Annotated in this window: 24 protein-coding genes and 1 riboswitch; of the genes, 16 read left to right on the top strand and 8 right to left on the bottom strand. The window is 72.1% G+C overall.

The window, feature by feature from the left end; translation table 11 throughout:
* The first annotated feature begins 155 nt into the window (after nt 1-155).
* The 7 genes from MODMU_RS19350 (at nt 156) to MODMU_RS19320 (ending at nt 8,024) form a co-directional block, all read left to right on the top strand.
* Nucleotides 156-593: a hypothetical protein gene (locus MODMU_RS19350; RefSeq protein WP_014742066.1), complete on the top strand. Its 438-nt coding sequence runs from the start codon at nt 156-158 to the stop codon at nt 591-593.
* 91 nt (nt 594-684) lie between these two features.
* On the top strand, nt 685-1,605 hold the full coding sequence (locus tag MODMU_RS19345) for an NmrA family NAD(P)-binding protein (protein ID WP_014742065.1): 921 nt from the start codon (nt 685-687) through the stop codon (nt 1,603-1,605).
* On the top strand, nt 1,602-2,258 hold the full coding sequence (locus tag MODMU_RS19340) for a TetR/AcrR family transcriptional regulator (RefSeq protein ID WP_014742064.1): 657 nt from the start codon (nt 1,602-1,604) through the stop codon (nt 2,256-2,258). The genes MODMU_RS19345 and MODMU_RS19340 overlap by 4 nt, the downstream gene beginning before the upstream one ends.
* A gap of 206 nt (nt 2,259-2,464) precedes the next feature.
* Nucleotides 2,465-3,604, top strand: a complete 1,140-nt coding sequence (locus MODMU_RS27240; RefSeq protein ID WP_166503544.1) for a thermonuclease family protein — start codon at nt 2,465-2,467, stop codon at nt 3,602-3,604.
* 117 nt (nt 3,605-3,721) lie between these two features.
* Nucleotides 3,722-4,450 carry a hypothetical protein gene (locus MODMU_RS19330; RefSeq protein WP_014742062.1) on the top strand — a complete coding sequence of 243 codons (729 nt, stop codon included), beginning with the start codon at nt 3,722-3,724 and terminating at the stop codon, nt 4,448-4,450.
* 208 nt (nt 4,451-4,658) lie between these two features.
* On the top strand, nt 4,659-5,150 hold the full coding sequence (locus MODMU_RS19325; protein ID WP_231851686.1) for a DUF4234 domain-containing protein: 492 nt from the start codon (nt 4,659-4,661) through the stop codon (nt 5,148-5,150).
* Nucleotides 5,151-5,312: 162 nt separating this feature from the next.
* Entirely contained in the window at nt 5,313-8,024 is a 2,712-nt protein-coding gene (locus tag MODMU_RS19320; protein WP_197537354.1) for an MGH1-like glycoside hydrolase domain-containing protein, read from the top strand.
* 47 nt (nt 8,025-8,071) lie between these two features.
* On the opposite strand, the gene MODMU_RS19315 is transcribed toward MODMU_RS19320, so the two are convergent.
* Complete coding sequence (locus MODMU_RS19315) at nt 8,072-8,587, bottom strand: HAD domain-containing protein (RefSeq protein ID WP_014742059.1); 516 nt, start codon at nt 8,585-8,587, stop codon at nt 8,072-8,074.
* A gap of 177 nt (nt 8,588-8,764) precedes the next feature.
* Here MODMU_RS19315 and MODMU_RS19310 point away from each other — a divergent pair, with 177 nt between their 5' ends.
* Nucleotides 8,765-9,079 carry a DUF3303 domain-containing protein gene (locus tag MODMU_RS19310; RefSeq protein WP_041797223.1) on the top strand — a complete coding sequence of 105 codons (315 nt, stop codon included), beginning with the start codon at nt 8,765-8,767 and terminating at the stop codon, nt 9,077-9,079.
* Nucleotides 9,080-9,229: 150 nt separating this feature from the next.
* A complete protein-coding gene (locus MODMU_RS19305) occupies nt 9,230-9,763 on the top strand; it encodes a hypothetical protein (RefSeq protein ID WP_014742057.1) in 534 nt (177 codons plus the stop codon).
* Between the two features lie 50 nt (nt 9,764-9,813).
* Here the strand turns inward: MODMU_RS19305 and MODMU_RS19300 are convergent, their stop codons facing one another.
* Together MODMU_RS19300 and MODMU_RS19295 are read right to left on the bottom strand one after the other, a co-directional pair.
* Nucleotides 9,814-10,533 (bottom strand): endonuclease/exonuclease/phosphatase family protein, encoded by a 720-nt coding sequence (locus MODMU_RS19300; protein ID WP_014742056.1) that lies wholly within the window; start codon nt 10,531-10,533, stop codon nt 9,814-9,816.
* A gap of 68 nt (nt 10,534-10,601) precedes the next feature.
* Complete coding sequence (locus MODMU_RS19295; RefSeq protein WP_014742055.1) at nt 10,602-11,498, bottom strand: phosphorothioated DNA-binding restriction endonuclease; 897 nt, start codon at nt 11,496-11,498, stop codon at nt 10,602-10,604.
* 164 nt (nt 11,499-11,662) lie between these two features.
* Here MODMU_RS19295 and MODMU_RS19290 point away from each other — a divergent pair, with 164 nt between their 5' ends.
* Nucleotides 11,663-12,343, top strand: a complete 681-nt coding sequence (locus tag MODMU_RS19290) for a nuclease-related domain-containing protein (RefSeq protein ID WP_014742054.1) — start codon at nt 11,663-11,665, stop codon at nt 12,341-12,343.
* Between the two features lie 58 nt (nt 12,344-12,401).
* Here the strand turns inward: MODMU_RS19290 and MODMU_RS19285 are convergent, their stop codons facing one another.
* The gene (locus MODMU_RS19285; RefSeq protein ID WP_051144028.1) at nt 12,402-13,235 is read right to left on the bottom strand and encodes an alpha/beta fold hydrolase; all 834 of its coding nucleotides are present in this window, start codon (nt 13,233-13,235) and stop codon (nt 12,402-12,404) included.
* 121 nt (nt 13,236-13,356) lie between these two features.
* Between MODMU_RS19285 and MODMU_RS19280 the strand changes: the two genes are divergently transcribed.
* Together MODMU_RS19280 and MODMU_RS19275 are read left to right on the top strand one after the other, a co-directional pair.
* Nucleotides 13,357-14,859 carry a flavin-containing monooxygenase gene (locus MODMU_RS19280; protein ID WP_014742052.1) on the top strand — a complete coding sequence of 501 codons (1,503 nt, stop codon included), beginning with the start codon at nt 13,357-13,359 and terminating at the stop codon, nt 14,857-14,859.
* A gap of 82 nt (nt 14,860-14,941) precedes the next feature.
* On the top strand, nt 14,942-15,694 hold the full coding sequence (locus tag MODMU_RS19275; RefSeq protein ID WP_014742051.1) for an SDR family oxidoreductase: 753 nt from the start codon (nt 14,942-14,944) through the stop codon (nt 15,692-15,694).
* Here MODMU_RS19275 and MODMU_RS19270 read toward each other — a convergent pair.
* On the bottom strand, nt 15,687-16,784 hold the full coding sequence (locus tag MODMU_RS19270; RefSeq protein ID WP_197537353.1) for an epoxide hydrolase family protein: 1,098 nt from the start codon (nt 16,782-16,784) through the stop codon (nt 15,687-15,689). The two genes, MODMU_RS19275 and MODMU_RS19270, sit on opposite strands and share 8 nt — an antisense overlap.
* Nucleotides 16,785-16,874: 90 nt before the next feature.
* Nucleotides 16,875-17,819, bottom strand: a complete 945-nt coding sequence (locus MODMU_RS19265) for a helix-turn-helix domain-containing protein (protein WP_014742049.1) — start codon at nt 17,817-17,819, stop codon at nt 16,875-16,877.
* Between the two features lie 153 nt (nt 17,820-17,972).
* Here MODMU_RS19265 and MODMU_RS19260 point away from each other — a divergent pair, with 153 nt between their 5' ends.
* Both MODMU_RS19260 and MODMU_RS19255 read left to right on the top strand, forming a co-directional pair.
* A complete protein-coding gene (locus tag MODMU_RS19260) occupies nt 17,973-18,788 on the top strand; it encodes an alpha/beta hydrolase (protein WP_014742048.1) in 816 nt (271 codons plus the stop codon).
* Complete coding sequence (locus MODMU_RS19255) at nt 18,785-19,567, top strand: MBL fold metallo-hydrolase (RefSeq protein WP_014742047.1); 783 nt, start codon at nt 18,785-18,787, stop codon at nt 19,565-19,567. The genes MODMU_RS19260 and MODMU_RS19255 overlap by 4 nt, the downstream gene beginning before the upstream one ends.
* Before the next feature lie 53 nt (nt 19,568-19,620).
* Here the strand turns inward: MODMU_RS19255 and MODMU_RS19250 are convergent, their stop codons facing one another.
* Entirely contained in the window at nt 19,621-20,118 is a 498-nt protein-coding gene (locus tag MODMU_RS19250) for a C40 family peptidase (RefSeq protein WP_014742046.1), read from the bottom strand.
* 24 nt (nt 20,119-20,142) lie between these two features.
* A riboswitch (cyclic di-AMP (ydaO/yuaA leader) is annotated at nt 20,143-20,282 on the bottom strand.
* Nucleotides 20,283-20,615: 333 nt separating this feature from the next.
* Nucleotides 20,616-21,410 carry a MerR family transcriptional regulator gene (locus MODMU_RS19245; RefSeq protein ID WP_014742044.1) on the bottom strand — a complete coding sequence of 265 codons (795 nt, stop codon included), beginning with the start codon at nt 21,408-21,410 and terminating at the stop codon, nt 20,616-20,618.
* 78 nt (nt 21,411-21,488) lie between these two features.
* Between MODMU_RS19245 and MODMU_RS19240 the strand changes: the two genes are divergently transcribed.
* Both MODMU_RS19240 and MODMU_RS19235 read left to right on the top strand, forming a co-directional pair.
* Nucleotides 21,489-21,827 (top strand): nuclear transport factor 2 family protein, encoded by a 339-nt coding sequence (locus tag MODMU_RS19240; RefSeq protein ID WP_014742043.1) that lies wholly within the window; start codon nt 21,489-21,491, stop codon nt 21,825-21,827.
* Between the two features lie 371 nt (nt 21,828-22,198).
* A complete protein-coding gene (locus MODMU_RS19235) occupies nt 22,199-23,404 on the top strand; it encodes an HNH endonuclease signature motif containing protein (RefSeq protein WP_014742042.1) in 1,206 nt (401 codons plus the stop codon).
* Nucleotides 23,405-23,449: the final 45 nt, after the last annotated feature.

Here is a 23,449-nt window from a genome sequence, read left to right as displayed (position 1 = left end):
CAGGGCGCTGACGCCTCTCCACCGGGAGCGCGCCTTCGGTGGAAGGGGACGCCGGGCGGGGGGCACAGGCGGTTGTGGCACCGTGGCGGACGGCCGGCGAGCTGCATGACGCCCCGGCCACCCCCGGACCCCGCACCCAGAAGAGGCATGCCCCGATGAGCACCGACGGCACCACCCCGACCGACCCGCAGACGCCGTCCGCCCAGCCCGCCGGCGCCACGACCTTCGAGCCGGGCGCCGCGGCGCCGTCGGTCAGCGAGGGCACGCTCGGCAACGTCCCGGAGACCGACACCGAGCCCGGCTGGGTCGCCCGGCACACCGCCACGCTGATCACGCTGATGGTCGCCGTGGTCGTCGCGGCCGTCGCGATCGCCGGCGTGATGCTCTACAAGGACCGGATCGACGACCGGAACTCCGATACCGAGGCAGCCGTCGCTAAGAACGTCGCGTCGCAGGGCGCCTCCGTGGAAACCGTGGAGTGCGACGGCGACACCTGTGCCGCGGTCATCAACGGGCAGGCGTACACCGTGCTCGTGCAGGAGGACGCGCAGGGCGAGCGGCACTTCGGCGTCTCGGCCTACGCCGGCAACTGAGCTCAAGTGGATAGGTCTATCCGGTAGGCGTACGGTCGCTGGAGACGAAGCGGACGACCCGATCCGCTTCGTCTCCAACGAGGAGAACCCGATGACCACCGTCCTGCTCGCCGGCGCCAGCGGCGACCTGGGTGCGCGCACCGCGCGCGCCCTCGTCGCCCGGGGCGCCGACGTCCGTGCCCTCACCCGTTCCGGCGCCGGTCCGGAGAAGCAGCAGAGGTTGCTCGACCTCGGCGCCACAGTGGCGGTGGCCGACTACGACGACGCGGCGGCGCTCCGGCAGGCCTCCGAGGGTGCCGACGTCGTCGTCTCGACCATCAGCGGGGTCTGGTCGGTGATCGTCGACGCGCAGACCCAACTGCTGGACGCCGCCGTCGCCGCCGGCGTCCCGCGGTTCATCCCCTCGGACTACGCCGCCGACTACCGCCGCGTCGCACCGGGCTCGAACCGGAACTTCGAGATGCGCCGCGACTTCGCCCGGGTGCTCGACCGCGCCCCGATCCGGGCGACGTCGGTGCTCAACGGCGCCTTCGCCGACATGCTCACCGGCCAGGCGCCGCTGGTGCTGTTCGACCGCGACCGGGTCCTCTACTGGCACGACGCCGACCAGCTGCTCGACTTCACCACCAAGGACGACACCGCGGCCTTCACCGCCGACGCCGCGCTCGACCCGGACGCGCCGCGCTACCTCGAGATCGCCGGCAGCGAGGTCTCCGCGCGCGACCTGGCGCGGACGATGACCGAGCTCACCGGGCGCACCTTCCGCCCGACCTACGCCGGCCCGCTGGGTCTGCTCGGCGGCGCGGCCAAGGTCGGTCGCGCGGTGTCCCGGGACGAGGAGGCGCCGTTCCCCGCCTGGCAGGGGATGCAGTACCTGCACAGCATGTTCAGCGGCATCGGGAAGCTCGGCCCGCTGGACAACGACCGCTACGGCCCGCGGGAGTGGACGCCGGTCCGCGAGGTTCTCGCCGCCCGCGGAGCGGCCCCGGAGGCAGTTCCGGAGGCGGCGTGACGAGCCCGGTGACGCCGGAGGGGGCGGGGCGGTTGCGGCGGGACGCCGAGCGCAACCGCGACCGCATCCTCGCCGCGGCCCGCCGGCTGTTCGCCGAGACCGGTCAGGCGGTGACCCAAAACGAGGTGGCCCGCGCCGCCGACGTGGGCGTCGGCACCGTGTACCGCCGCTTCCCCGAACGCGCCGACCTGATGCTGGCGCTGTTCGTGGACCAGCTGGAGCAGGTCGGCGCGCTCGCCGACGCAGCGCTGGCCGAGGCGGATCCGTGGTCGGCGCTGCGGGGCTTCTTCGAGCGGGTGGTCGACCTGCAGGCCGCCGACCGCGGGCTGCGCGAGTTCATGCTCGGGCCCGACGGCCGGGCCCGGGCGGGGGAGGCGACCGAGCGGATCGCACCGGTGGTCGGGGAGCTGCTGCGGCGCGCCCAGGAGCGGGGGCAGGTCCGCCCCGAGGTCACCACCACCGACCTCGCGCTGATCCCGGTGATGGTCGCCGCGGTGACCGAGCGGGCGCGGGACGTCGTGCCCGGGGTGTGGCGCCGGGTGCTCGGCCTGGCCCTGGACGGCCTCCGCCCGACCGGCGAGCCGCTGCCCGGCCGACCGCTCGCGCCGGCCGAGTTCGACCGGGTGATCAGCGCGCCACGCCGTCCCGGCTGACAGGCGGCGAAGCGGGCAAGGCGCACCTTTCTGGCAGGACGCGGCTCGTGTCTCGCGGAACGCGAGAGAGGTCGTCGGCCGCCGAATCACACGCCGGTCATCCGAGGGGGTGATGAGCGGGCGTCGCGCACACAGCGGAACCGAAACGCCCTTTACGTTGGTCGAGTTCTGCCCGCACGGTGCAGACTTACGGGGGGACGTCGATCGTGAACGGGCTGCTGGCCATTGCTGGTGCACACAAGGCTGCGACAGCAGTGTTGGCCGCGACGGTCATCGTTGGTGGTGGTGTCATCCACGCCGCAACGGACGACGCCACCACTGCCACGGTGACCAAGGTCGTCGACGGGGACACGATCGACGTCCAGTACGACGGTGAGACGCATCGAGTCCGTTTGCTCAACGTGAATGCCCCGGAATCGGTAGACCCCAACAAGCCGGTCGAGTGCATGGGTCCGGAGGCGTCGGAGTTCCTCGCCGGCCGACTTCCTGTGGGCACGGACGTACGACTCGAGTGGGACCAGGAGAAGTCGGACAAGTACGGACGCGAGCTCGCTGCGGTCTTCCTCGGTGACGAGTTCATCGACGCGGAGATCGCTCGAGCCGGTTACGGCGTCGCCATGTCCGTAGGGGCGAACACCAAGTACCTGAGCCCGGTGCAGACTGCGCAACGAGAAGCCGAGATCGCTGGCCGCGGTCTTCACTCGGGGTCCCTGGAGTGCACCGTCCCCGCTCAGGTGAGCGCGGTCGAGGACGCGGCCGCGACCGTCGTCAGCCAGGCCCCGACGAGCAGCGCCCCACTGTCTGAGTACGACACTCACGCCGGTGATGTCGCTGCGGTGATCGTGACCGCGAAGGCTCTCTCGGGCGTTCTGTCCGGTCCGACCGACGTCTTCCCGATGGCCGCGCACAGCGCGGGGGCGACCGCGATCCTCCGAGGCCGGGTGACAGCCGCCCTGTCGCGCCTCGCCCAGGCGCAGTCGGCCAACAGCAGTGCCCGCGCCGCGGAGCAGCAGCGGTTGGACGCCGCCGCGGCAAAGGCGGCCCGCGAAGCGGCGGAGAAGGCGGCCCGCGAGGCGGCGGAGGAGGCTGCCAGGCGGGCCGCCGCTGAGGCCGCTCAGAGGCAGGCGGACGAAGCGGCCGCCGAGGCGGCGAGGCATGCAGCCGACCAAGCCGCATCGCGCCAGACCGCCACTCCCGCGCGCCCGTCGTCCAGTGCGCCCCGGACAGCAGCCCCGACCTCGTCGAACGACGACTCCCGCTCGGGCTCGTCGGGTGGAGCCAGCGGCTACACCGGCTGCCGCAGTTACGCGCCGGGCGGCAAGACCTGGACACCGATCGACTGCTAGATCGAGCAGTCGCTGATCGGACGCCCGGTCCCAGGTCCACGGAAAACGGACGGAAGCGTGTCACCGTTTGGAAGCGGGCCACCTACCTCGGTCCTCCATCACGAACCAGGAGCACACGTGAGTCACCCCTCGCGCCCGATGAACCAGAAGCCGAGCGCGCCTCTCCAGGCATTCAATGCGCTCGTGGAGGCTGAGAGGAAGAGCCCGGGACTCTGGTACTTCTTCGTCACCGTCTTCACCGCGGGGTTCCTGGCCGCCGTCCCGTTCTGGCATGCCTACAGCCGACTGCGGCGACCCGCGTTGCGGACCATGGCGATCGCCTACACAGCCGTGGACCTCTTCCTCGTCCTGTTGCTGGCGATCACACCATCATCGGGCTCGCCAGAGGCCGAGGACTCCTCCCTCAGTGCGGTCGCTGGCTTCACCGTCGTCGCGGTCACCATCGCGGCCTGCGTCCAGCTGCGAGGCATTCGGCGCGACGTCTATGCGACCCCGCCCGCCGTTCCGGCGCACGCCGACCCAGCTGTCGCACGGGCGCTCGCTGGGCGTCAGCGACGCGATGAGGCACGGAAGATGTGGAACTCCGACCCGTCGCTGGCGCGCGAGCTGGGGGTGGGGCGACCCGACCTGCGTCGTGGGTTCGACGACGGCGGGCTGATCGACCTCAACAGCGCGCCGGCCGCGGTCATCGCTCAGGTCTGCGGCATCGAGGTTCAGCACGCCGAGTCCATCGTCGAAGCTCGGCAGGCGCGCGGAGGGACCTACTTCAACGTGGGCGAGTTGTTCGTCGACGTCTCGCTGCCCTCGTACGTCCAACAGCAGCTCGTCGACCGGGCGATCGTCTAGGGCTTGTCCTGGTGCTCGTGAGGGCCCAGGGAAGTCAGCGACTGGCGAGGTCACAGGGTTCGGCGACATGTCGGAAATGGCGATTAGGACGGACCCGTGCCGCTTAGCGTTCGCGGACGCCGTCGGACGAGCCGACGCCGATGAACGGGGAACCATGTCCACTCTCGACCAGCCGACCGGTCAGCCTGCCACTCCGCCGGTGCCGCCGATGCCGACCAACTACGCGCCCAGCCAGTACGCGCCGCAGCCCTTCGACCAGTACGGGCAGCAGCCGACCAGCGGATACCTGCAGCCGATGGCATGCAGGCGGCTCCGGGCCCCCTACGGCCGGCCGCTGGGCCCGATCGGCAAGGTGCGCAGCACCTGGGCGGTCATCGGCCTGAGCATCATCACCTTCGGGATCTACTCGCTGTACTACTACTACGCCACGCACGAGGAGATGAAGCAGCACTCCGGCGAGGGCTTCGGCGGTGTCGTCGGTCTGCTGTTCGGCATCTTCACCGGGGGCCTGGTCAACGCCTTCGCGCTGCCGAACGAGATCGGCAACCTGTACGCCCGGCAGGGCCGGCCCCGTCCGGTCAGCGCGACGACCGGCCTGTGGGCGATCCTCGGAGCGATCATCGTCATCGGCCCGCTGGTCTGGCTGATCAAGACGAACGGCGCACTCAACGCCTACTGGCGGGGCGTCGGCGCCCGCTGACCTCGCTCGGCCCGGTGCCCCGTCCTCCGAACGGAGGGCGGGGCATCGGCGTCTCTGCTCCGGGATCGATCCCAAGTTGTGACGAGGTCGCCGGTCAGATGTGACGAGGTCTGTCCACCGGCGTAACGAGTTCGTCGTCCGCGCCGTGGCACTGTGGAAGTCGTGTCTTCTGCCGTGCCCGGTGCCTCCGGCGCCACTCCACCGCCCGGTCCTCAGGACACCACCGCACCCCGCAGCGCCGAGCACGCGCGGCTGGCCGAGTCCGGCGACATGGGCGCGCCGTGGCGCACGTGGGGCCCGTACCTGGCCGGTCGGCAGTGGGGGACCGTCCGCGAGGACTACTCCGCCGACGGTGACGCCTGGGCGTCCTTCCCCTTCGACCACGCCGTCGCCCGCACCTACCGCTGGGGCGAGGACGGCCTGGGCGGCATCTGCGACCGCTACGGCTTCCTCAACATCGGCGTCGCGCTGTGGAACGGCAAGGACCCGGTCCTCAAGGAGCGGCTGTTCGGCCTGACCAACGGCGAGGGCAACCACGGCGAGGACGCCAAGGAGCACTGGTGGGCCATCGACGGCACCCCCACGCACTCCTGGATGCAGTGGCTCTACCGCTACCCGCAGGCCGAGTACCCCTACGCGCAGCTGCGCGAGGAGAACGCCAAGCGCAGCCGGCTCGAGCGCGAGTACGAGCTCAGCGACACCGGCGTGCTCGACGAGGACCGGTTCTTCGACGTCCAGCTGACCTACGCCAAGGCGTCGCCGGACGACGTCTGCATCACCGTCACCGCCACCAACCACGGGCCCGAGGCGGCGCCGCTGCACCTGCTGCCGCAGGTCTGGTTCCGCAACACCTGGTCCTGGGGCCTCGACGACCGCAAGCCCACGCTGACCTTCACCCCGGACGCCGACGTCCCCACCGTCGTCGCCGAGCACGGCTACCTCGGCCGCTGGGTGCTCGCCGCCGACGGCGAGCCGGAGGTCCTGGCTTGCGACAACGAGACCAACGCCGTCGCCCTGTTCGGCGCCGAGCGGAACAGCACCGAGTACCCCAAGGACGGCATCAACCGCCGCGTCGTCGGCGAGGACAAGTCCGCGGTCAACCCCGACGTCACCGGCACCAAGGCCGCGTTCTGGTACCAGTGGGACTCCGTCGAGCCCGGCCAGACCGTCACCGTCAAGCTGCGGCTGCGCCAGCAGGAGTCCGACGCCCGGATGTTCGGCGCGGAGTTCGACGAGGTCCTCGGCCAGCGGAAGACCGAGGCCGACGACTTTTACGCCAGCGTCATCCACCCCGGGCTCTCCGACGACGACCGGCACGTGGCCCGCCGCGCCTACGCCGGTCTGCTGTGGACCAAGCAGCTGTACCGCTTCGACGTCGCCCGCTGGCTGGACGGCGACCCCGACGCCCCGGCACCGGAGGGACGGCGCCAGCGCGGAAGGCGCAACACCGGCTGGCGGCACCTCGCGCTCGCCGACGTCATCTCGATGCCCGACGAGTGGGAGTACCCGTGGTTCGCCGCGTGGGACACCGCCTTCCACACCATCCCGCTGGCGCACGTCGACTCGGACTTCGCCAAGGAACAACTCGTGCTCATGTGCCGCGAGTGGGCGATGCACCCCAACGGTCAGCTGCCCGCCTACGAGTGGGCGTTCGGCGACGTCAACCCGCCGGTGCACGCCTGGGCCGCGTGGCACGTCTACCGGATCGACGGCTACCGCGACCAGCAGTTCCTCATCCGGGTGTTCACCAAGCTGCTGATGAACTTCTCCTGGTGGGTCAACCGCAAGGACGCCGACGGCTCGAACGTCTTCGAGGGCGGCTTCCTCGGGATGGACAACATCGCGCTGTTCGACCGGTCTGCGCCGCTGCCCCCGGGCTACCGGCTGGAGCAGTCCGACGCGACCAGCTGGATGGCGTTCTACTGCCAGCAGATGCTGAAGATCGCCCTCGAGCTGTCCCAGTTCGACAAGGCGTGGGACGGCACGGTCACCAAGTTCTTCGAGCACTTCCTGTCCATCGCCGAGGCGATGAACGCCTTCGGCTCGCACGAGGTGTCGCTCTGGGACGACGACGACGGCTTCTTCTACGACGTCCTGGTCGCCCCGGACGGCTCGCCGGAGCCGCTGCGGGTGCGCTCGATGGTCGGCCTGCTGCCCATCCTCGGTGCCACCGAGATCCCGGCGTGGGTGAGCGAGCGGCTGCCCGACGTCGCCGACCGGGTGCGCTGGCTGCAGAAGCGGCGTCCGGAGCTGATGGGCCCGCTGACCAGCCGTCGGGCGCCCGAGGGCCGCAAGATGCTGCTCTCGCTGGTGGACCGCACCCGGCTGGAGCGGATCGTGCAGCGGATGTTCGACGAGGCGGAGTTCCTGTCGCCGTTCGGCATCCGCTCGCTGTCGAAGTCGACCGGGCAGGTGTTCGCGAACGTCGGCGGGCGCGACGTGTCGATCGAGTACGAGCCGGGGGAGTCGCGCACCGGGCTGTTCGGCGGCAACTCCAATTGGCGTGGGCCGGTGTGGTTTCCGGTCAACGTGCTGCTGGCAGACAAGCTGCGCACGCTGGGCCGGCACTACGGCGACTCGTTCACCATCGAGCTGCCCACCGGGTCGGGGAACCGCTGCACGCTGGTCGACGCCGCAGACCTGATCGACAACTCGCTGACGGCGCTGTTCCGTTCGGTCGACGGCAAGCGGCCGGCCGACGGCGACCGGATCGAGGCCAGCGACTCACCGCTGTGGCGGGAGCACCCGACGTTCAGCGAGTTCTTCGACGGCGACACCGGCGAGGGCCTGGGCGCCACCCACCAGACCGGCTGGACGGCGCTCGTCGCCCACCTGCTCAACCCCCGGCTCCCACCCGACCCCCGCTGGATGTGAGCTCTTGTGGAGTGCCAGCGCATCGTTTTCCGCGCGCTGGCACTCCACTACAGCCATGCCTCGACGGCGTCGAGCTGCTCGTGGGTCAGGCCGGTGAACAGGTCGGGTGCGATGACGAGGACGTGCGGGTTCGCGGCGAGCCACTCGCCGGTCTCCGCGGCCTGCTCGGCCAGGTCGTCGTCGATCCAGACGATCCGCCGGCCGGGGTCCTCCTCGGCCACCTCCTGCGCGGCGGTGAGCTTCCACCAGCCGGACTGCCCGCCCAGCCGACCCACGAAGCCGGTGGGCTTGGCGCGTCCGCCGGAGCGCTCGCGCAGTCCGCGCGGCAGGCCCAGCGGCTCGGCGAGCAGCAGGTCGGCGTTCTCCGCCCAGGTGGTCAGCCACTGGATCTCCACCCGGCCGGACTCGTGCAGCGCGCGCAGCCGGGCGATGACCGTAGGGTCCCAGGACAGCACGTAGCCGTTGAAGGTGCCCTGCTGCCAACCCGGCGGCAGCTCCCAGCGCATCGCGTTGAGCACCCCGTCGACGTCCAGCAGGAGGAGCGGCGGGCGGATCGATGACATGTCGCTCCTCGGGACGGCGATCGCTCCACCTTGCCGCATGGGCGGTCCCGGCTGCGGACGGTGAGGGACATGCGTGCTCGCGGCTCGGCGACCGGCGACTCGTGGCCACGTCGCTTGTGAGCCGTAGCGGCCGGGCGAAGCGTGTTCGCACCCGATCGCTGGTGAGGTGAGATGGCGATGAAGTACCTCGTGACCTGGCGGGAGCGGCCGACCGGCTCGGCCGCCGAGTACGAAGCCGCGCAGAAGCGGATCCTGTCCGTCTTCGCGGTCTGGGACATGCCCGAGAGCCTGACGTTCCACCAGTTCCTCGTCCGCGTCGGCGAGTTCGGCGGCTACGCCGTCATCGAGACCGACAGCGCCGAGGACCTGCAGTTCCTCTGCACCGTGTTCGCGGCCTTCTCCTTCACCGTCGAACCGGTGATGGACGTGATGGACGCCGTCGCCGCGGAGAGCCGCGGGATCGAGTGGCGGGACGCGCTGCCGACGACCTGAGGAGTCCGCCGGGGCGCCCACTGCGACTCGTGTGGCGTTCGGGACGGGTGATGTCACGACTTCGCGACGTTGATCAGTCGGGCGCGTTTCCTCTGCCACGTTGCACCCACACGCCGGAACGGACCGGTCGCTCAGTGCCAGGAGAACGAGATGCGCGGAGTCGTCGTCATCGACCAGCCGGTCGAGGACCGGGTCGTGGGTTGGCACGTGAACGTCGGCGAGGGCCTGGAGTCGACGATGGCCGGCGCCTGGGTGCTGCCGTCCGACGACGACCGGATCGCCCGGCTGCTGGTGGGCCGGGTGCTCGTCACCACCGAGAAGGCCGCGCTCCGCTTCGGCCGCGGTGCCGACGTGGGCGCCCTGGCGATGGCCATCGTCGCTGAGACCAGCGCGCTGGACACCGCCTTCGCCGCGCACGTCGCGTCTCTGCCGTCGTCCAAGCGCAGCCTGGTGACCCCGCGCTGGCCGCGGATCCCCACCCGGCCTCGCGCCGAGGTCGCCGGCGACCCGCTGGCCAGCGACGCGCTGACCCTGGCGCGCTGGGTGTCGCAGCTGCTGGCCGTCTGGGACCGGATCGAGAAGGAGCGCCTCACCCGCCCGTTCCTCGCCGTCCGCGGCGGCGAGCTCGCCCGCGCACTGCCGCCCGGCTGGGCCACGACCGACGCCCTGCCCCTCGCCGCCTGAGCCTTTCGTCGGCCGTCCGCCAAGAGCGCGCCTTTGGCGGAGAACGACCGTCAGACGTCGGCGACGTCGTCCTTGATGTCGGCGATCAGCGGGACGTGGTCGCTGCGCCGTGATGCCACCCAGGTGCCGAAGTCGCCGACCTGGACGGTGAGGGCGTCGCTCCAGGCGGACGGCACCATCAGGTGGTCGATGTGGAAGGGCCGGTCCTGCCGCCAGTGGTGGAAGTAGGTCGGGTCAACGGGTGACTCGTCGGCATCCAGACTTCGGGTCGCGCGGTAGGCGTCCACTAGGCCGAGGTCCTCGAGCCGGCTGACGACCGTGCGGTACTGGCTCTGGCTCGAGCTGATCGGTGCGTTGAAGTCGCCGGCCAGCACGACCGGCTCGGACGTGTCCAGCTGCTCGATCCAGTCGGCCGCCCGGTCGAGCTGGTCGACGTAGCTCGGCTGACCGGGAGAGACCACCGTCCACACGCCGACGAGGACGAAGGGCACCGGTCCGTCGACCCGCACCGGCAGCGTCCACGCGGGCGCCGAGTCGGCCCGCTCGTGGCGGCTGACCGACCACGGTGCGCAGGCGAGGACGGCCAGCTCCTTCGGGCTCTCCGGCGTCACACGGTGGCTCAGGTGCGTCACTGCTCGATCGCCGGCGCCGGTCGGCCACTCGGGCAGCGACGAGGCCTCGCAGACGACGGCCACGTCGACACCCTCGCCGAGGAGGTGGGGGAGGTTCGTGCCGAACTTCCCGCAGCAGTTCCAGGTCGCCAGCTTCACCGGCTCATCAGAACAGCGGGCAGCCGCGCCGTGATCGGCTCGAGCGTCGACGTCACCCCGGCGGGTGGTCAGCCCGCGAGCGGCGTCCCCTGGAAGACCTGACGGCGGTGCCAGCTGACGTGGGAGGCGGCGGGAGGCTGGGTGCCCGGACGGGGGTCGAGTGGGCGGCCATGCAGTGCGTAGACCGCCCGCCCGGACGGCGTCCGCGCCGAGAACCGCTGCGACACGATGACCGTGAGCCCGTCGTCCAGTCCGAGGGCGCCGCGGTCGAACAGCTTGTGGTGGAGCGAGCAGAGAGCCAGCCCGTTGTCCAGATCGTCTGGACCGTCCAGCGCGAACCACCGCACGTGCGCCGCCTCGACGCCGATGGCCATCCCGCCGGATCGACCGTCGAACCCGCAGAAGGCGCACTGCTCGTCCCAGGCCTGCAGCACGGCAGTCCGCCAGGCCTGACTCCGCTTCCGCACCGTCGTGGAGGGCAGCTCGGTCGGCGGCACCTCTGCATCCAGGCCCACGGCCACCAGGACGTCGCCAGCCACGGTCGGTGGGAAGTGGGAGTCCACGAGTGTCCGCGCAACGGTCTCGAGCAGCGCCGGATCGTCCCAGAGCCGCCGCTCCAGGGACGCCTCGAACCGGCCGGTGACGCCCGCGCGCAGCGGCGACACCTTGTCGTCTCCGACGTCCGCATCCAACGTCCAGATGCCGTCCGCCCGGAGCCGGGTGAACGGATAGGCAGCGCTCTGCGCTCGCCCGGTGTTGGACGCCGGCCCGAACTCGGCGATGAGGTCGGCCAGCTCCTGCTCGGCCACCGACCACGGCACGTCGCTCGAGCCGGTGGCGGCCAGCCGTCCCAGGGCCAAGAGCGCGAGCAACGGCTTGTGCGGGGAGCGCTGGCCGTTGCGCTGGTGCTGTCGCAGCGAAGAGAAGGCCGCCAGTACGTCGTCCGTGACCGCGGTGCTCGTCATGCGGTCAGCCTCGCTGACGTCGCGAGGTCCTCGTCGGAGCCGCTCTGCGCGCGTCCCCTCGTGCTGACGCCGATGGTCCCGTCGGTGCACTCGGGAAGCAGCCGTCCCGTGGGACACCCGCACGAGGGACGCGCCGAGAGCCCAGCTGGCGGTCCACTGTTGCCATGGAGCGGGGGGACCTCGATCGCGGGACGCCAGGTGGGTCGTTGTTACGCGAGTACGAGCAACGGCGAACCAGGCGGGAGCGGGAGGTGCGGAGCCGTCACCCGCGCCTGGGTGGTCTGATCCTCGCCCTCGGTGATGAGCCGGCGACCACGGCGAACTTCCGACGCGGTGCGACCGCCGAGGTCCAGGTCGCCGAGCAGTTGATGCGGCGTTGCGGCGACGAGGTCGAGTTCCTCTTCAACCGGCGGCTGAGCCCGCGGGGGCGGGACGGCGACATCGACGTCCTGGCTGTTGCTCCGAACGGCGTGCACATCGTGGACGTCAAGCGCTACCGAGGAGCCGCGGTCCGCATCAAGCGGCGTGGTGGTCTGCTGTCCCGGCCGGAGCAGCAGCTGCTGATCCGTGGGCACGACCAGACGCGCCTCCTCGACTCGGTCCAGCGCCAACACCAGGTCGTTCGCCGCGTCCTCGACCAGCTACCTGACGGCACGTCGGTAACCGTCCACCTCGCACTCTGCTTCGTGGACGCTGACCTGCCACTCGTCGACAACCAGCTCGACGGCATCGCGCTGCTGGGTCCCAGAGGTGTGGTCCGCCGGCTGCTCAAGCAGGGGCCGTTGAGTCCCGCCACCCGCGGCGCGCTCGTGCGGCATCTCGCCGGTCACCTGCCCGCCGCCTGAGCCTTCCCGGCTTCCCGCCACCAAGAGCGCGCTCTTGGTGAGACGACGGCGGACGGGGTCAGGACATGGGGTGGGCGGCGAGGAAGTCGGCGACCAGAGGGACGAACTCCTCGGCGCGCTCCATGCCGAGCGCGTGGCTGGAGCCCGGGCCGGTGAACATCTCCAGCCGCGCGCCGGGGATCGCCTCGGCGACCTGCTTGCCGTGCCACGGCGGGGTCAGCAGGTCCTGCTCGCCGGCGACCACCAGCGTCGGCGCGGCGATCAGGCCCAGCCGGTCGAGCGTGTCGTGGCCCATGTCGGCGTCCCACTGCTCGGCGCAGGTCTGGACCTGCTCCGGCGTCGACGGGAACAGCGGCAGCAGCTCGGTGATCAGCTTCCCGAACTCCGGGCTGTCCAGCAGCTGCGGGGAGAACGCCACACCGAGCGCGCCCAGCCCTGCCTCGACGTCGCCGATCCGCCAGGGGTGCGCGAGTCCGGTCATCATCGCCCGCTGGAAGCCGTCCGACCGGGCCCACGTGCAGTACAGGACGAGTGAGGCGACCCGGTCCGGTGCGGCCAGCGCCACCTCCTGCGCGATCGCACTGCCCAGCGAATAGCCGAGCACGTGGGTGCGCTCGATCTCCAGCGCGTCGAGCAGGCCGAGCGCGTCATCGGCCAGCGACCGCACGCTGAACGGGTCCGCGCCGCGGGTCGAGCCGCCCATCCCGCGCAGGTCGTAGGTGACCACCCGGTGCCGGCCGGCCCACGCCTGCGCCAGCTCCACCCAGAAGCCCAGCGACTGGCTCGTGCCGTTGATGATCAGCAACGGCTCGCCCTCGCCGTACTCCTGGACGGCGACGGTGATGTCCCCGACGTCGACGGTGCGCGGCTCGTGGATGGTCGGTGTGCTCAACGGGACTCCCGTGCTCGGCCGAGGAACGTCGTCCCGGCCGAGTGTGGTCCACATCACATGATCAACGCCAATGGGGGTAGAACCACGGGGTGCACTGGCGCACGGACCGAGGGGGACGAGCATGACGATGACGCAGCCGGCCGGGACGACCACCGACCAGCGGGTCGAGCACGTCGACGTGCTGATCGTGGGCGCGGGCATCTCCGGGATCGGGGCCGCCTACCACCTCAAGGAACGGTTCCCCGGCAAGTCGCTCGTCGTCCTCGACGCCCTGGAGAGCCACGGGGGCACGTGGAAGACCCACCAGTACCCCGGCGTCCGGTCCGACAGCGACCTGTTCACCTTCGGCTACCGGTTCAAGCCCTGGCGCGGGCCGTCCATCGCGTCGTCCGAGGAGATCCTCCGCTACCTCGACGAGGTCATCCGGGAGAACGGCCTGGACGACCACATCCGCCACGAGCAGCGGGTCACCGCCGCCACCTGGTCGTCCGACGACCGCCGCTGGACCGTCGAGGTCACCCGCGGCGACACCGGTGAGGAGCTGGTGTTCACCACCGACTTCCTCTGGATGTGCCAGGGCTACTACAAGCACGACCAGGGCTACACGCCCGAGTGGCCGGGCACCGACCGGTTCCGCGGCACGGTCGTCCACCCGCAGCAGTGGCCCGCGGACCTGGACCTCACCGGCAAGCAGGTGGTCGTCATCGGCTCCGGCGCGACCGCCGCGACGCTCATCCCGGCCATCGCCGAGACCGCCGCGCACGTGACCATGCTGCAGCGCTCGCCCACCTTCTTCTTCGCCCGTCCCAAGACCCACGAGCTGGCGACGACGCTGCGCGCGCTCGACGTCCCGGAGGAGTGGACGCACGAGATCCTCCGCCGCGCCTACATCGCCGAGCTCAACGAGCTGACCCGGATCTCGGCCGAGTCCCCGGACCTGGCCCGGGAGTTCCTCATCGAGTCGATGCGCCCGCAGCTGCCGCCGGACGTCGACATCGACAAGCACTTCAACCCCTCCTACCGGCCGTGGCAGCAGCGCATCGCCGTCCTCCCCGACGGGGACCTGTTCACCGCGATCCGCGAGGGGAAGGCCTCCGTCGTCACCGATACGATCGAGACGTTCACCGAGACCGGCATCCGGACGTCGTCCGGGGAGGAGCTCGAGGCCGACGTCATCGTCACCGCCACCGGCTTCGACCTCAGCGTCTTCGGCGACATCGCCTTCACCGTCGACGGTCGGCCGGTGGACTTCGCCGAGACCGTCACCTACCGCGGGCTGATGTTCACCGGGCTGCCGAACCTCGCCTACGTGTTCGGCTACTTCCGGCACAGCTGGACCCTGCGCGCCGACCTGATCAGCGACTTCGTCTGCCGGCTGCTCGCGCACATGGACGAGAAGGGGGCGTCGATGGTCGTCCCGGAGCTGCGCCCCGAGGACGCCGACATGCCGCTCGGGCCGTGGGTCGACCCGGCCAACTTCAACCCCGGCTACCTCGCCCGCTCGCTGCACCTGATGCCCAAGCAGGGCGACCGGGAGCCGTGGACCCACCTGCACGAGTACGTCGAGGAGCGGGAGATCCTCCCCGCCGCCGACCTCGACGACGGGACCCTCGTCTACCGCTGACCCGAATCGCGCACTCGACCTCGGCACCGGCGGTCGGCACACTGCTCCCCGTGTTCGGAGAGCGCGCAGTGGAGGTCGGCCGATGAGGCTCGTCGTCGCCGGTGGGACCGGGGTGGTGGGTCGGCACGTCGTCGCGCAGGCGCGGGCGGCGGGGCACGACGTCGTCCCGCTGTCGCGGAGCACTGGTCAGGACGTCGTCAGCGGCGACGGCCTGGCCGCCGCGCTGGCCGGGGCGGACGCCGTCATCGACGTCACCAGCGTGGCCAGCACCTCCACCCGGACGGCGGTCGGCTTCTTCCGCCGGGCCACCACCCACCTGCTCGCCGCCGGGCAGGCGGCGTTGGTGCCGCACCACGTGGCGCTGTCGATCGTCGGCATCGACGACGAGACGAGCGGCTACTACGCGGGCAAGGTCGAGCAGGAGCGCCTGGTGGCGGCCGGTCCGCTGCCGTGGACGCTGCTGCGGGCGACCCAGTTCCACGAGTTCGTCCCGCAGCTGGTGCAGCGCACCTCGGTCGGGCCGTTCGTCGTCGTCCCGGCGATGCGCACCGCCACGGTGGCCGCCGCCGAGGTCGCCGGCGCCCTGGTCGCGCTGGCCGCCGGCCCCCCGCGCGGCCGGGCGACCGACCTGGGTGGCCCCGAGGAGGCCGAGCTCGCCGACCAGGTGCGCCGCTTCCTCACCGCCACCGGGGAGCGGCGACGCGCCCTGCGGGTGCCGCTCCCCGGCCCCTTAAGGCGGCGGCTGCGCGCGGGCGTCCTCGTGCCCGGCCCGGGCGCCGACCGGGGCCGGCAGACCTTCGCCGAGTGGCTGAGCCAGGCGCCGAAGCTCAGCTGAGCGCGACCGCCCGCCGGACGAAGCCGACGAACTCCTCGGGGCGCTCCCACGCGGCGAAGTGCCCGCCCGCGGCGCCGTCCTCGAACACCCGCAGGTCGAACAGCCGCTCCGCCACCGAGCGCGGCGACCGGATGATCTCGTGCGGGAACTGGCTGACCACGGTCGGCACGTCGATCCGCTCGACCGGCGGGCTCTGCTTCATGTACGGCGCGAACGACGTCCCGATCGCGCCGGTCACCCAGTAGGCGGTGACCCAGGTCAGCAGCTCCTCGCGCGGGAACACCCGCTCGACGTCCCCGCCGCAGTCGCTCCAGCTGCGCAGCTTCTCCACGATCCAGGCGGCGAGCCCGGCGGGGGAGTCGCCCAGCGCGACCGCCAGCGTGTGCGGCTTGGTCGACTGCTCGTGCATGTACGCGCCCTCGGCCGACCGCCAGGCGGTGATCCGCTCGCGCAGGTCGCGTGCGTCGTCGGTCTGCGCTGCCGGGTCACCGCTGAACGCGGCGGCGAGCGGGACGTCGGTGACGTGCAGCGCGGCCACCCGGTCGGCGTGGTTCTCGGCCAGCGCCGTCGCGACACCGCGGCCGATGTCGCCGCCGGATACGACGTAGCGGTCGTACCCCAGCTCGGCCATCGCCTCCGCGATCACCTCGGCCATGTCCGCCGACGAGAGGTCCCGGTCGGGCAGCGGAGCGGCGAACGGGTAGCCGGGCAGCGCCGGGACGACGACGTGCACGTCGGTCAGCAGCGGCAGCACCCGCTGGTAGCGCAGCACCGAGTCCGGCCAGCCGTGCAGCAGCACGACGGCGGTCGCGCCCGGGTCGGCGGCGCGCTGGTGCACCGCCCGCAGCCGGCTCGTCCGCGCCCACGGCAGCGACCGGATCCGCTGCTCGTGCACCCGCCAGTCGTAGTCGTCGGCCCAGCTCCGCAGCAGCTCGGCGAGGTAGCCGTGCTCGGTGCCGCGGTCCCAGCCGGGCGTGCCGGTGCCCTCGACGGGGCGGTAGGCGTGCAGCCGCCGGCGCAGGTCCGCGAGCACCGCCTCCTCGACCAGCGGCGGAGCGGCGTCGTCCAGGTCAGGTCCGTCGGCAGTCACCCCGCCACCCTGCCAGCCCGCGTCCTCCGCCAAAAGCACGCCTTCGGCGGAAGGAGAGGTCACCGAAAGCGCGCCTTTGGTGGAGGGAGCTCAGTGGGTGCGCTGGTAGTCGCGTGGGGTCATGCCGTAGGCGGCCGCGAACCGGCGGCTGAAGTGGCTGGCGTCGGTGAAGCCGTGCGCGTGCGCGACGGCCGCGATCGTCCGCCGCCGTCCGGCCGGTGAGGCCAGGTGGGCGTGTGCCGCCGCCAGCCGCCGCTCGATGAGCCACTGCTCCAGGCTGATCCCGGCCGCGGCGAACACCTTGTACAGCTGCCGCACGGACACGGCGTGCGCCGCGGCGATCGACTCCGGCGTCAGGCCCGGGTCGGTCAACCGCTGGTCCGCGTAGACCCGCACCCGGGTCAGCAGCGTCTGCTCGCGCACCTGCGCGCGGCCGGGCACGTCACCCGCGGCCGAGACCACCAGCGCACGCACCAGCTCGACGGTCGCCGCACCGACGGCCGCGGCACCGGGCTGCGCCGCGATGTCGTCGACCGTGGCGCACAGCCGCTGCAGGTGCGCGAGGACCAGGCCGTGCAGCGGGCTGGCCCGCAGCCGCGGCGTCGCGCGCCGGACGACGTCCGGTGCCAGCTCCAGCGACTCGTACGGCAGCTGGAACGACCGCGCCTCCCCGCCGACCGCGCAGCCGAAGGAGTACGGCGCGCTCATGTCCACCACCATCAGCTGGCTGCCGTGCACCAGCTGCTCGTGCCCGAGCTGGGCGTACTCGCCGCGGCCCTGCGCCTGGAACGACACGGCGAGCGCCCAGTGCCCGCCGAGCCGGACGTGCCGGGGTGTGCGCACCAGCCGGAACGGTGACGCCCGCGTCGTGAACACCGCCCCCGGCCCGAGCGACCACAGGTGCATCTCCGCGTGCAGCTCGTCCGGCGCGGTCCGCTGCTCCACGCGGCAGGGCACCGAGGCCTGGTGCATCGCCGCGTCGAAGGCCTCGACGCGGTCGGCCAGGGGGACGGCGGCGGTGTCGAGGATCAGCATGGTGCCCCTTGCCGGCAGGTGGTGGGCCGAGCCTGGCAGGGCGCGGGCGGGCGGGGAAGGCACCCAGGCACCACAGCCGTGCAGGCACAGCCGATCCGACGCCGGGGGCCGCTGCCAGGGTCGGCGGAAAGCCCCCCACGCAAGGAGATCGACATGGCCCCCGACACCATCGTGCTCGTCCACGGCTTCTGGGTGACCCCGCGCAGCTGGGAGAACTGGAAGGCGCACTACGAGGCCCGCGGCTTCCGCGTGCTCACCCCGACCTACCCCGGCTTCGAGGTCGAGGTCGAGGCGCTCAACGCCGACCCGACGCCGATCGCGGAGGTGACGCTGCCGCAGATCGTCGACTCCATGGCGCAGGTGGTCGGCGCGCTGGAGACCCCGCCGGTCCTGATCGGCCACTCCGCCGGCGGGACGATCACCCAGCTGCTGCTGGACCGCGGGTACGGGGCCGTCGGCGTCGTCCTCAACTCCGCGCCGACCGAGGGCGTGAAGGTGACGCCGCTGTCCCAGGTCCGCTCGACGTGGGAGGTGCTGAAGAACCCGGCGAACCGGCACCGGGCGGTCGGGTTCAGCTGGGAGCAGTGGCACTACGCGTTCACGAACACCTTCAGCGAGGAGGAGTCGCGGGCGTTGTACGAGCGGTACGCCATCCCCGCGTCCGGCGGCATCCTGTGGAACTCGGTGCTGGCCAACCTGATGCCCGGGCCGCAGGACGCGCACGTCGACTACCGCAACGCCGCCCGTCCGCCGCTGCTGTTCGTCTCCGGCAGCGAGGACCACATCATGCCGCCGGCGGTGCAGCGGTCGAACGCGAAGCACTACTCGGACGACACGGTCACCGAGGTGCGCGAGTACGCCGGCTACCCGCACCTGCTGCCGGCCGCGCCGGGCTGGGAGCAGATCGCCGACGACGTCCTGGACTGGGCGCTGGCGCACGCGACCGGCGCGGCGTCCCGGGTGCCGTGAGGCTGACCCACGTCGGCGGACCGACGCTGCTCGTCGAGGTCGCCGGCTGGCGCCTGCTCACCGACCCCACGTTCGACCGGCCGGGCCGGCGGTACGCCTTCGGCTGGGGGACCAGCTCGCGCAAGGTGACCGGGCCGGCGCTCGAACCCGCCGACCTGCCGCCGCTGGACGCCGTGCTGCTCACCCACGACCACCACGCCGACAACCTGGACGACGCCGGTCGTGCGCTGCTGCCGTCGGCCCCGGTGGTGGTGACGACGGCGTCCGGGGCGGCCCGGCTCGGCGGCACCGCCCGCGGGCTCCGGCCCTGGCAGACGACGGTGCTCGAGGCCCCCGGGCGCCCGAGCCTGGAGGTGACGGCGACCCCGGCCCGGCACGGTCCGCCGCTGAGCCGCCCGATCGCCGGGGACGTCGTGGGCTTCGCGCTGCGCTGGGAGGGGCAGCGGGACGGCGTGCTGTGGATCTCCGGTGACACGGTGCTGTTCGGCGGGCTGCGCGAGGTGGCCGAGCGGCTGCGGGTCGACACCGCGGTGCTGCACCTGGGCGGCGTCCGGTTCCCGGTCACCGGCCCGCTGCGGTACTCCATGACCGGCCGGCACTTGGTGGAGCTGTGCGAGCTCCTCGCCCCCCGCACCGTCGTCCCGGTGCACTACGAGGGGTGGAGCCACTTCGCCGAGGGCCGTGCCCAGGTGGAGCGGGAGCTGGCCCGCGCGCCCGAGGTGCAGCGCACGGTCCGGTGGCTGCCGCGGGGTGAGGCCGTCGAGCTGGCACCGGTCTGACCTGTGCCGGGCTCCGGCGTCCGGGGAGGACGTCGGGGCCCGGCGGCAGGACGTCAGGCCAGGCGGCGGGCGGTGTTGTAGCTCGGCATCGAGTTGATGTTCGTGATCTTGACGACCGACCCGGCGGTCGGCGCGTTGACCATCTGGCCGTTGCCGATGTAGATGCCCACGTGGCTGACCGGGCTGTAGAAGAAGACCAGGTCACCGGGCTTCAGGTCGGACTTGGCGACGTACGTGCCCATGGTCGACTGGGTCTTCGAGGAGTGCGGCAGCGAGATCCCGGCGGCCTTGTAGGCGTACTGGGTCAGGCCGGAGCAGTCGAAGGAGTTCGGGCCCGCTGCGGCCCAGACATAGGGGTCACCCAGCTGGGCGAGCGCCGTGTCGACGGCGATCTGGGCCTTGGCGGTCGAGGCGGCAGCCGGGGCGGCGGCCACGGCTGCGGTGTCGGGCGCTGCCGCCTGGGCGGCCAGCGGGGTGAGGACGAGGCCGGCACCGGTGAGCAGGGCGACGAGGGCGCCACGGGCGGTACGGCGTGCGGGGGCAGTGCGCATGGTCGTCACGGACGACGTTTCTCCTGGTTCTCCACGACCGCCTACCGAGTTAGCTGACGGGTTCGGGCGGGGAACTCGCCCGGCGCACCGGCTGGATGCCCGGTCGCGCTTCACCCCAGGACTGCACTGGGTCCTCGGCCCGGTTCGCTCAGCGACGCTGCTGAGGTCGCCCGGCTCGGCGGTGCCCGGCGGGTGTCACCCGGAAGGTGACGACTGGACCCGGCGGGCGCGACGAACGTAAGGGCGGGACGGGAGGGACGCTCGTGGACGCTGCGTGATCGACCAGTGACCAAGACAAGATGTTGACAAGGCGACGCGCGCCGACTCGCCGAGCGTGACCAGCACCGGGACCGCGGGGCCGCTCTTTGACGTCTCAACAGTTCCGCGGTCGTAGTTGGTCAAGCCATCTTGGTCGGCTGCGCGCGCCTGAACGTGCGGTGACCAAGTGGCCACGGAGACGTCGCAGATCGGGGCCCGCGACACGCCGTGATCGCCGCTCATCCGGGTGCCAGGCGGAAGACCGGCCAGCCGATCTCGGTCCGCCAGGCCGTCGGGTCGGGGTCGTCGCGCGGGCCGACCAGATAGGTCTCGCGCACCGGGCCGGCCACCGCGAGGGTGTGCTCGACCACCCAGCTGCCGAGCTCGCCGTAGGTGACGTCGATGGTGTCGTGGTCGCCGACGTGCGTGGTCACCGCCAGCTCGACCGCGGGGAGCGTCACCGGGTGCACGCGCCCGGTGCGCGGGGGAGCGGTGACCGGGCGGTGCACCAGCACGCGCCCCCGGCCGGTGGTGAACAGCTCGTTGTCGTACAGCCCGCCGGGCGGGCCGGGGGTCCCGACGAGCGCGTCCAGCTCGGCCATCGCGCCGGAGTACCAGGCCAGGACGTCGTCCAGCTCGACCGTCGCCTCGACCGCGGCGACGGTCGTGGCCGGGACCGCCCGCAGCTCGACGTCCAGGGTGGCCGGCTCCGGGCGGAGCAGTCGCTGCAGCGAGGTCACCGCCGCCCGGGTGCGCTCGAGCTGGTCCTCGAGCCGCTGCAGGTGGTCGGCGACGAGCCCGGCCCGCGTGCCCGGGTCGGGGGTCTGCAGGATCCGCTGGACGTCGGGGAGCGGGACGTCGAGCTCGCGCAGTCGGTGGATCACCTGGGCCGCCGGGATCTGCTCGGCGCTGTAGTAGCGGTAGCCGCTGGCCTGGTCGACGCGGGCCGGCTCCAGCAGGCCGGCGTCGTGGTAGCGCCGCAGGGTGCGCACGCTGAGGTGGGTGAGCTGGGCGAACTCGCCGATGGTCAGCACGCGGCGACTCTGCACCCTCTCCCCGCGGGAGGGTCCAGCGCTTGACCCGCCTGCTGCGGGAGGCAGCACGGTCGGTGCATGACCACATCGACCACCCCCACCGAGCTCCCCGCCGTGATCCGCGGCTACCTGACCGCCGAGGACCCCGACGCCGCCCTGCACACCTTCACCGACGACGCCGTGGTCGTCGACGAGGGCGCGACCCACCGCGGCACCGACGCCGTGCTCGGCTGGCTGCACCGCGCGGCGTCGGAGTACACGTACACGGCTGAGCTGACCGGGGCCGAGCGCATCGACCCCGACCACTGGCTCGCCGTCCAGCACTTGGTCGGGGACTTCCCGGGTGGCGTGGTCGACCTGCGCTACCACTTCACCCTGCGCGATGACCGCATCGCCGGGCTGACCATCGCCCCCTGAGCGCTCGGGGTCACCGACGCCACGAGCGCTCACTCCTGGCGTCGGTGACCCCTCCTGCCGGGCGACCGCCCGAAGCGTGCTCTTGGTGACCGCCGAGAGCGCGCTTTCGGTCACCGACCGAGGTGCGCTCCCGATGGCCGCCAAGGCGGGCTCTGGTGGCCGGCAGGGGCGCGCTTCTGGTGACCGCCGAAGGCGCGCCCTTGGTGCGCGTCGGAGGCACACGTGCGGCGTTTCGACCTCACCTCCGGCAAGCTGTCAAGAGCCTCTCCGAAGGTGTGGACAGGCGTCTGACCTGGGGATTCAGGTCGCCAGGGGGCATCTCCTCCGCTAGACTTCGTACAGGTGTTCGAAGACGTGGCGGGAGGTGTCCAGTGGGCGAGTTGCAGTCCGCGCTGGACGCGCTGGCCGCTGAGGACCTCTTCGTCTTCGCGCCGGGTGCGGTGCTGGACCGGGCGACGCTGCTGCTGCGGGTGATCAATTCCGCTACCGCGGAGCTGACCCGCACCATGCGGCATGTTGACGCCACCGGCGCGGCCGAGCACGACGGCAAGAAGACCGCGCAGTCCTGGCTGCGCGGGCACGGCCACCTCACCCCGGCTGAGGCCGGCCGCATGGTGCGTTCGGGCCGGGCGCTGGAGCATCTGCCAGCGACCGCCGCGGCCTTCGCCGACGGCACGCTGACTGCCGGGCAGGTGGCGGTGATCGCGCCGATCGCGGACGACGAGGCGCGGGCCGCCGCCGATGAGCAGGGCGTGGACCTGGGCGTGATCGACCAGGCGATCGTGACGGTTGCGCGCGGCGAGTCGCATGCGCGGTTGCCGCAGGTGGTGCACCACTACCGGGAGGCCCTCGACCCCGACGGGGAGGAGCCCGACCCCACCGAAGGACGGCGGTTCACCGTCACCCGGCACGCCGATGGCAGCGGCACCGGCCGCTTCGACCTGGACGCGGTCGGGATCGAGAAGGTGCTGGCCGCGATCGAGTCGATCGTGCAGGCCTCCCGCCCGAAGGGTGATGAGCGGACCCGGGCTCAGCAGCAGGCCGACGCGCTGGTGCAGCTGGTGGACAACCAGTTGGCCGCCGGGAACCTGCCCACGCTGCGCACGGTGAAGCCGCACGTCGTACTCGGCCTCGACATGGACGACTTCGTCGACCCCGCCACCGGGCCCGGCGCGGCTCGCACCGGCTTCGGGTCGCAGATCTCGGCCGCGCGGGCCCGCTGGCTGGCCTGCGATGCCAGCATCTCTCGCATCGTGATGGGCCCCGACGGCGTCCCGCTGGACCTGGGCCGGGACCACCGGGTGGTCACCCCCGGGCTCCGCAAGGCCGTGGAGCAGCGGGACGGGCACTGCGTGTTCGCCGGGTGCGATGCACCCACGCACTGGTGCGATGTCCATCATCTGATCCACTGGATCAACGGTGGGGAGACCAGCCTGGAGAACTCCGGGCTGCTGTGCGAGCGGCACCACACCAAGGTCCACCACGGGTTCCGGGTCGAGCGAGATCCCGGCGGGCGATGGCACACCTGGCGACCCGACGGCACCGAGATCCTCATCGGACCACCGCTCCTCGTGTGACCGTCAGGCCGGCAGCAGGCTGACCCCCGGGCCCGAGTGCGCCAG

Source organism: Modestobacter italicus, from assembly GCF_000306785.1.
GTDB classification, from domain to species: domain Bacteria; phylum Actinomycetota; class Actinomycetes; order Mycobacteriales; family Geodermatophilaceae; genus Modestobacter; species Modestobacter italicus.
Note: the sequence above shows the minus strand (reverse complement) of the source record. Positions and strands in the feature narration are given on the sequence as shown.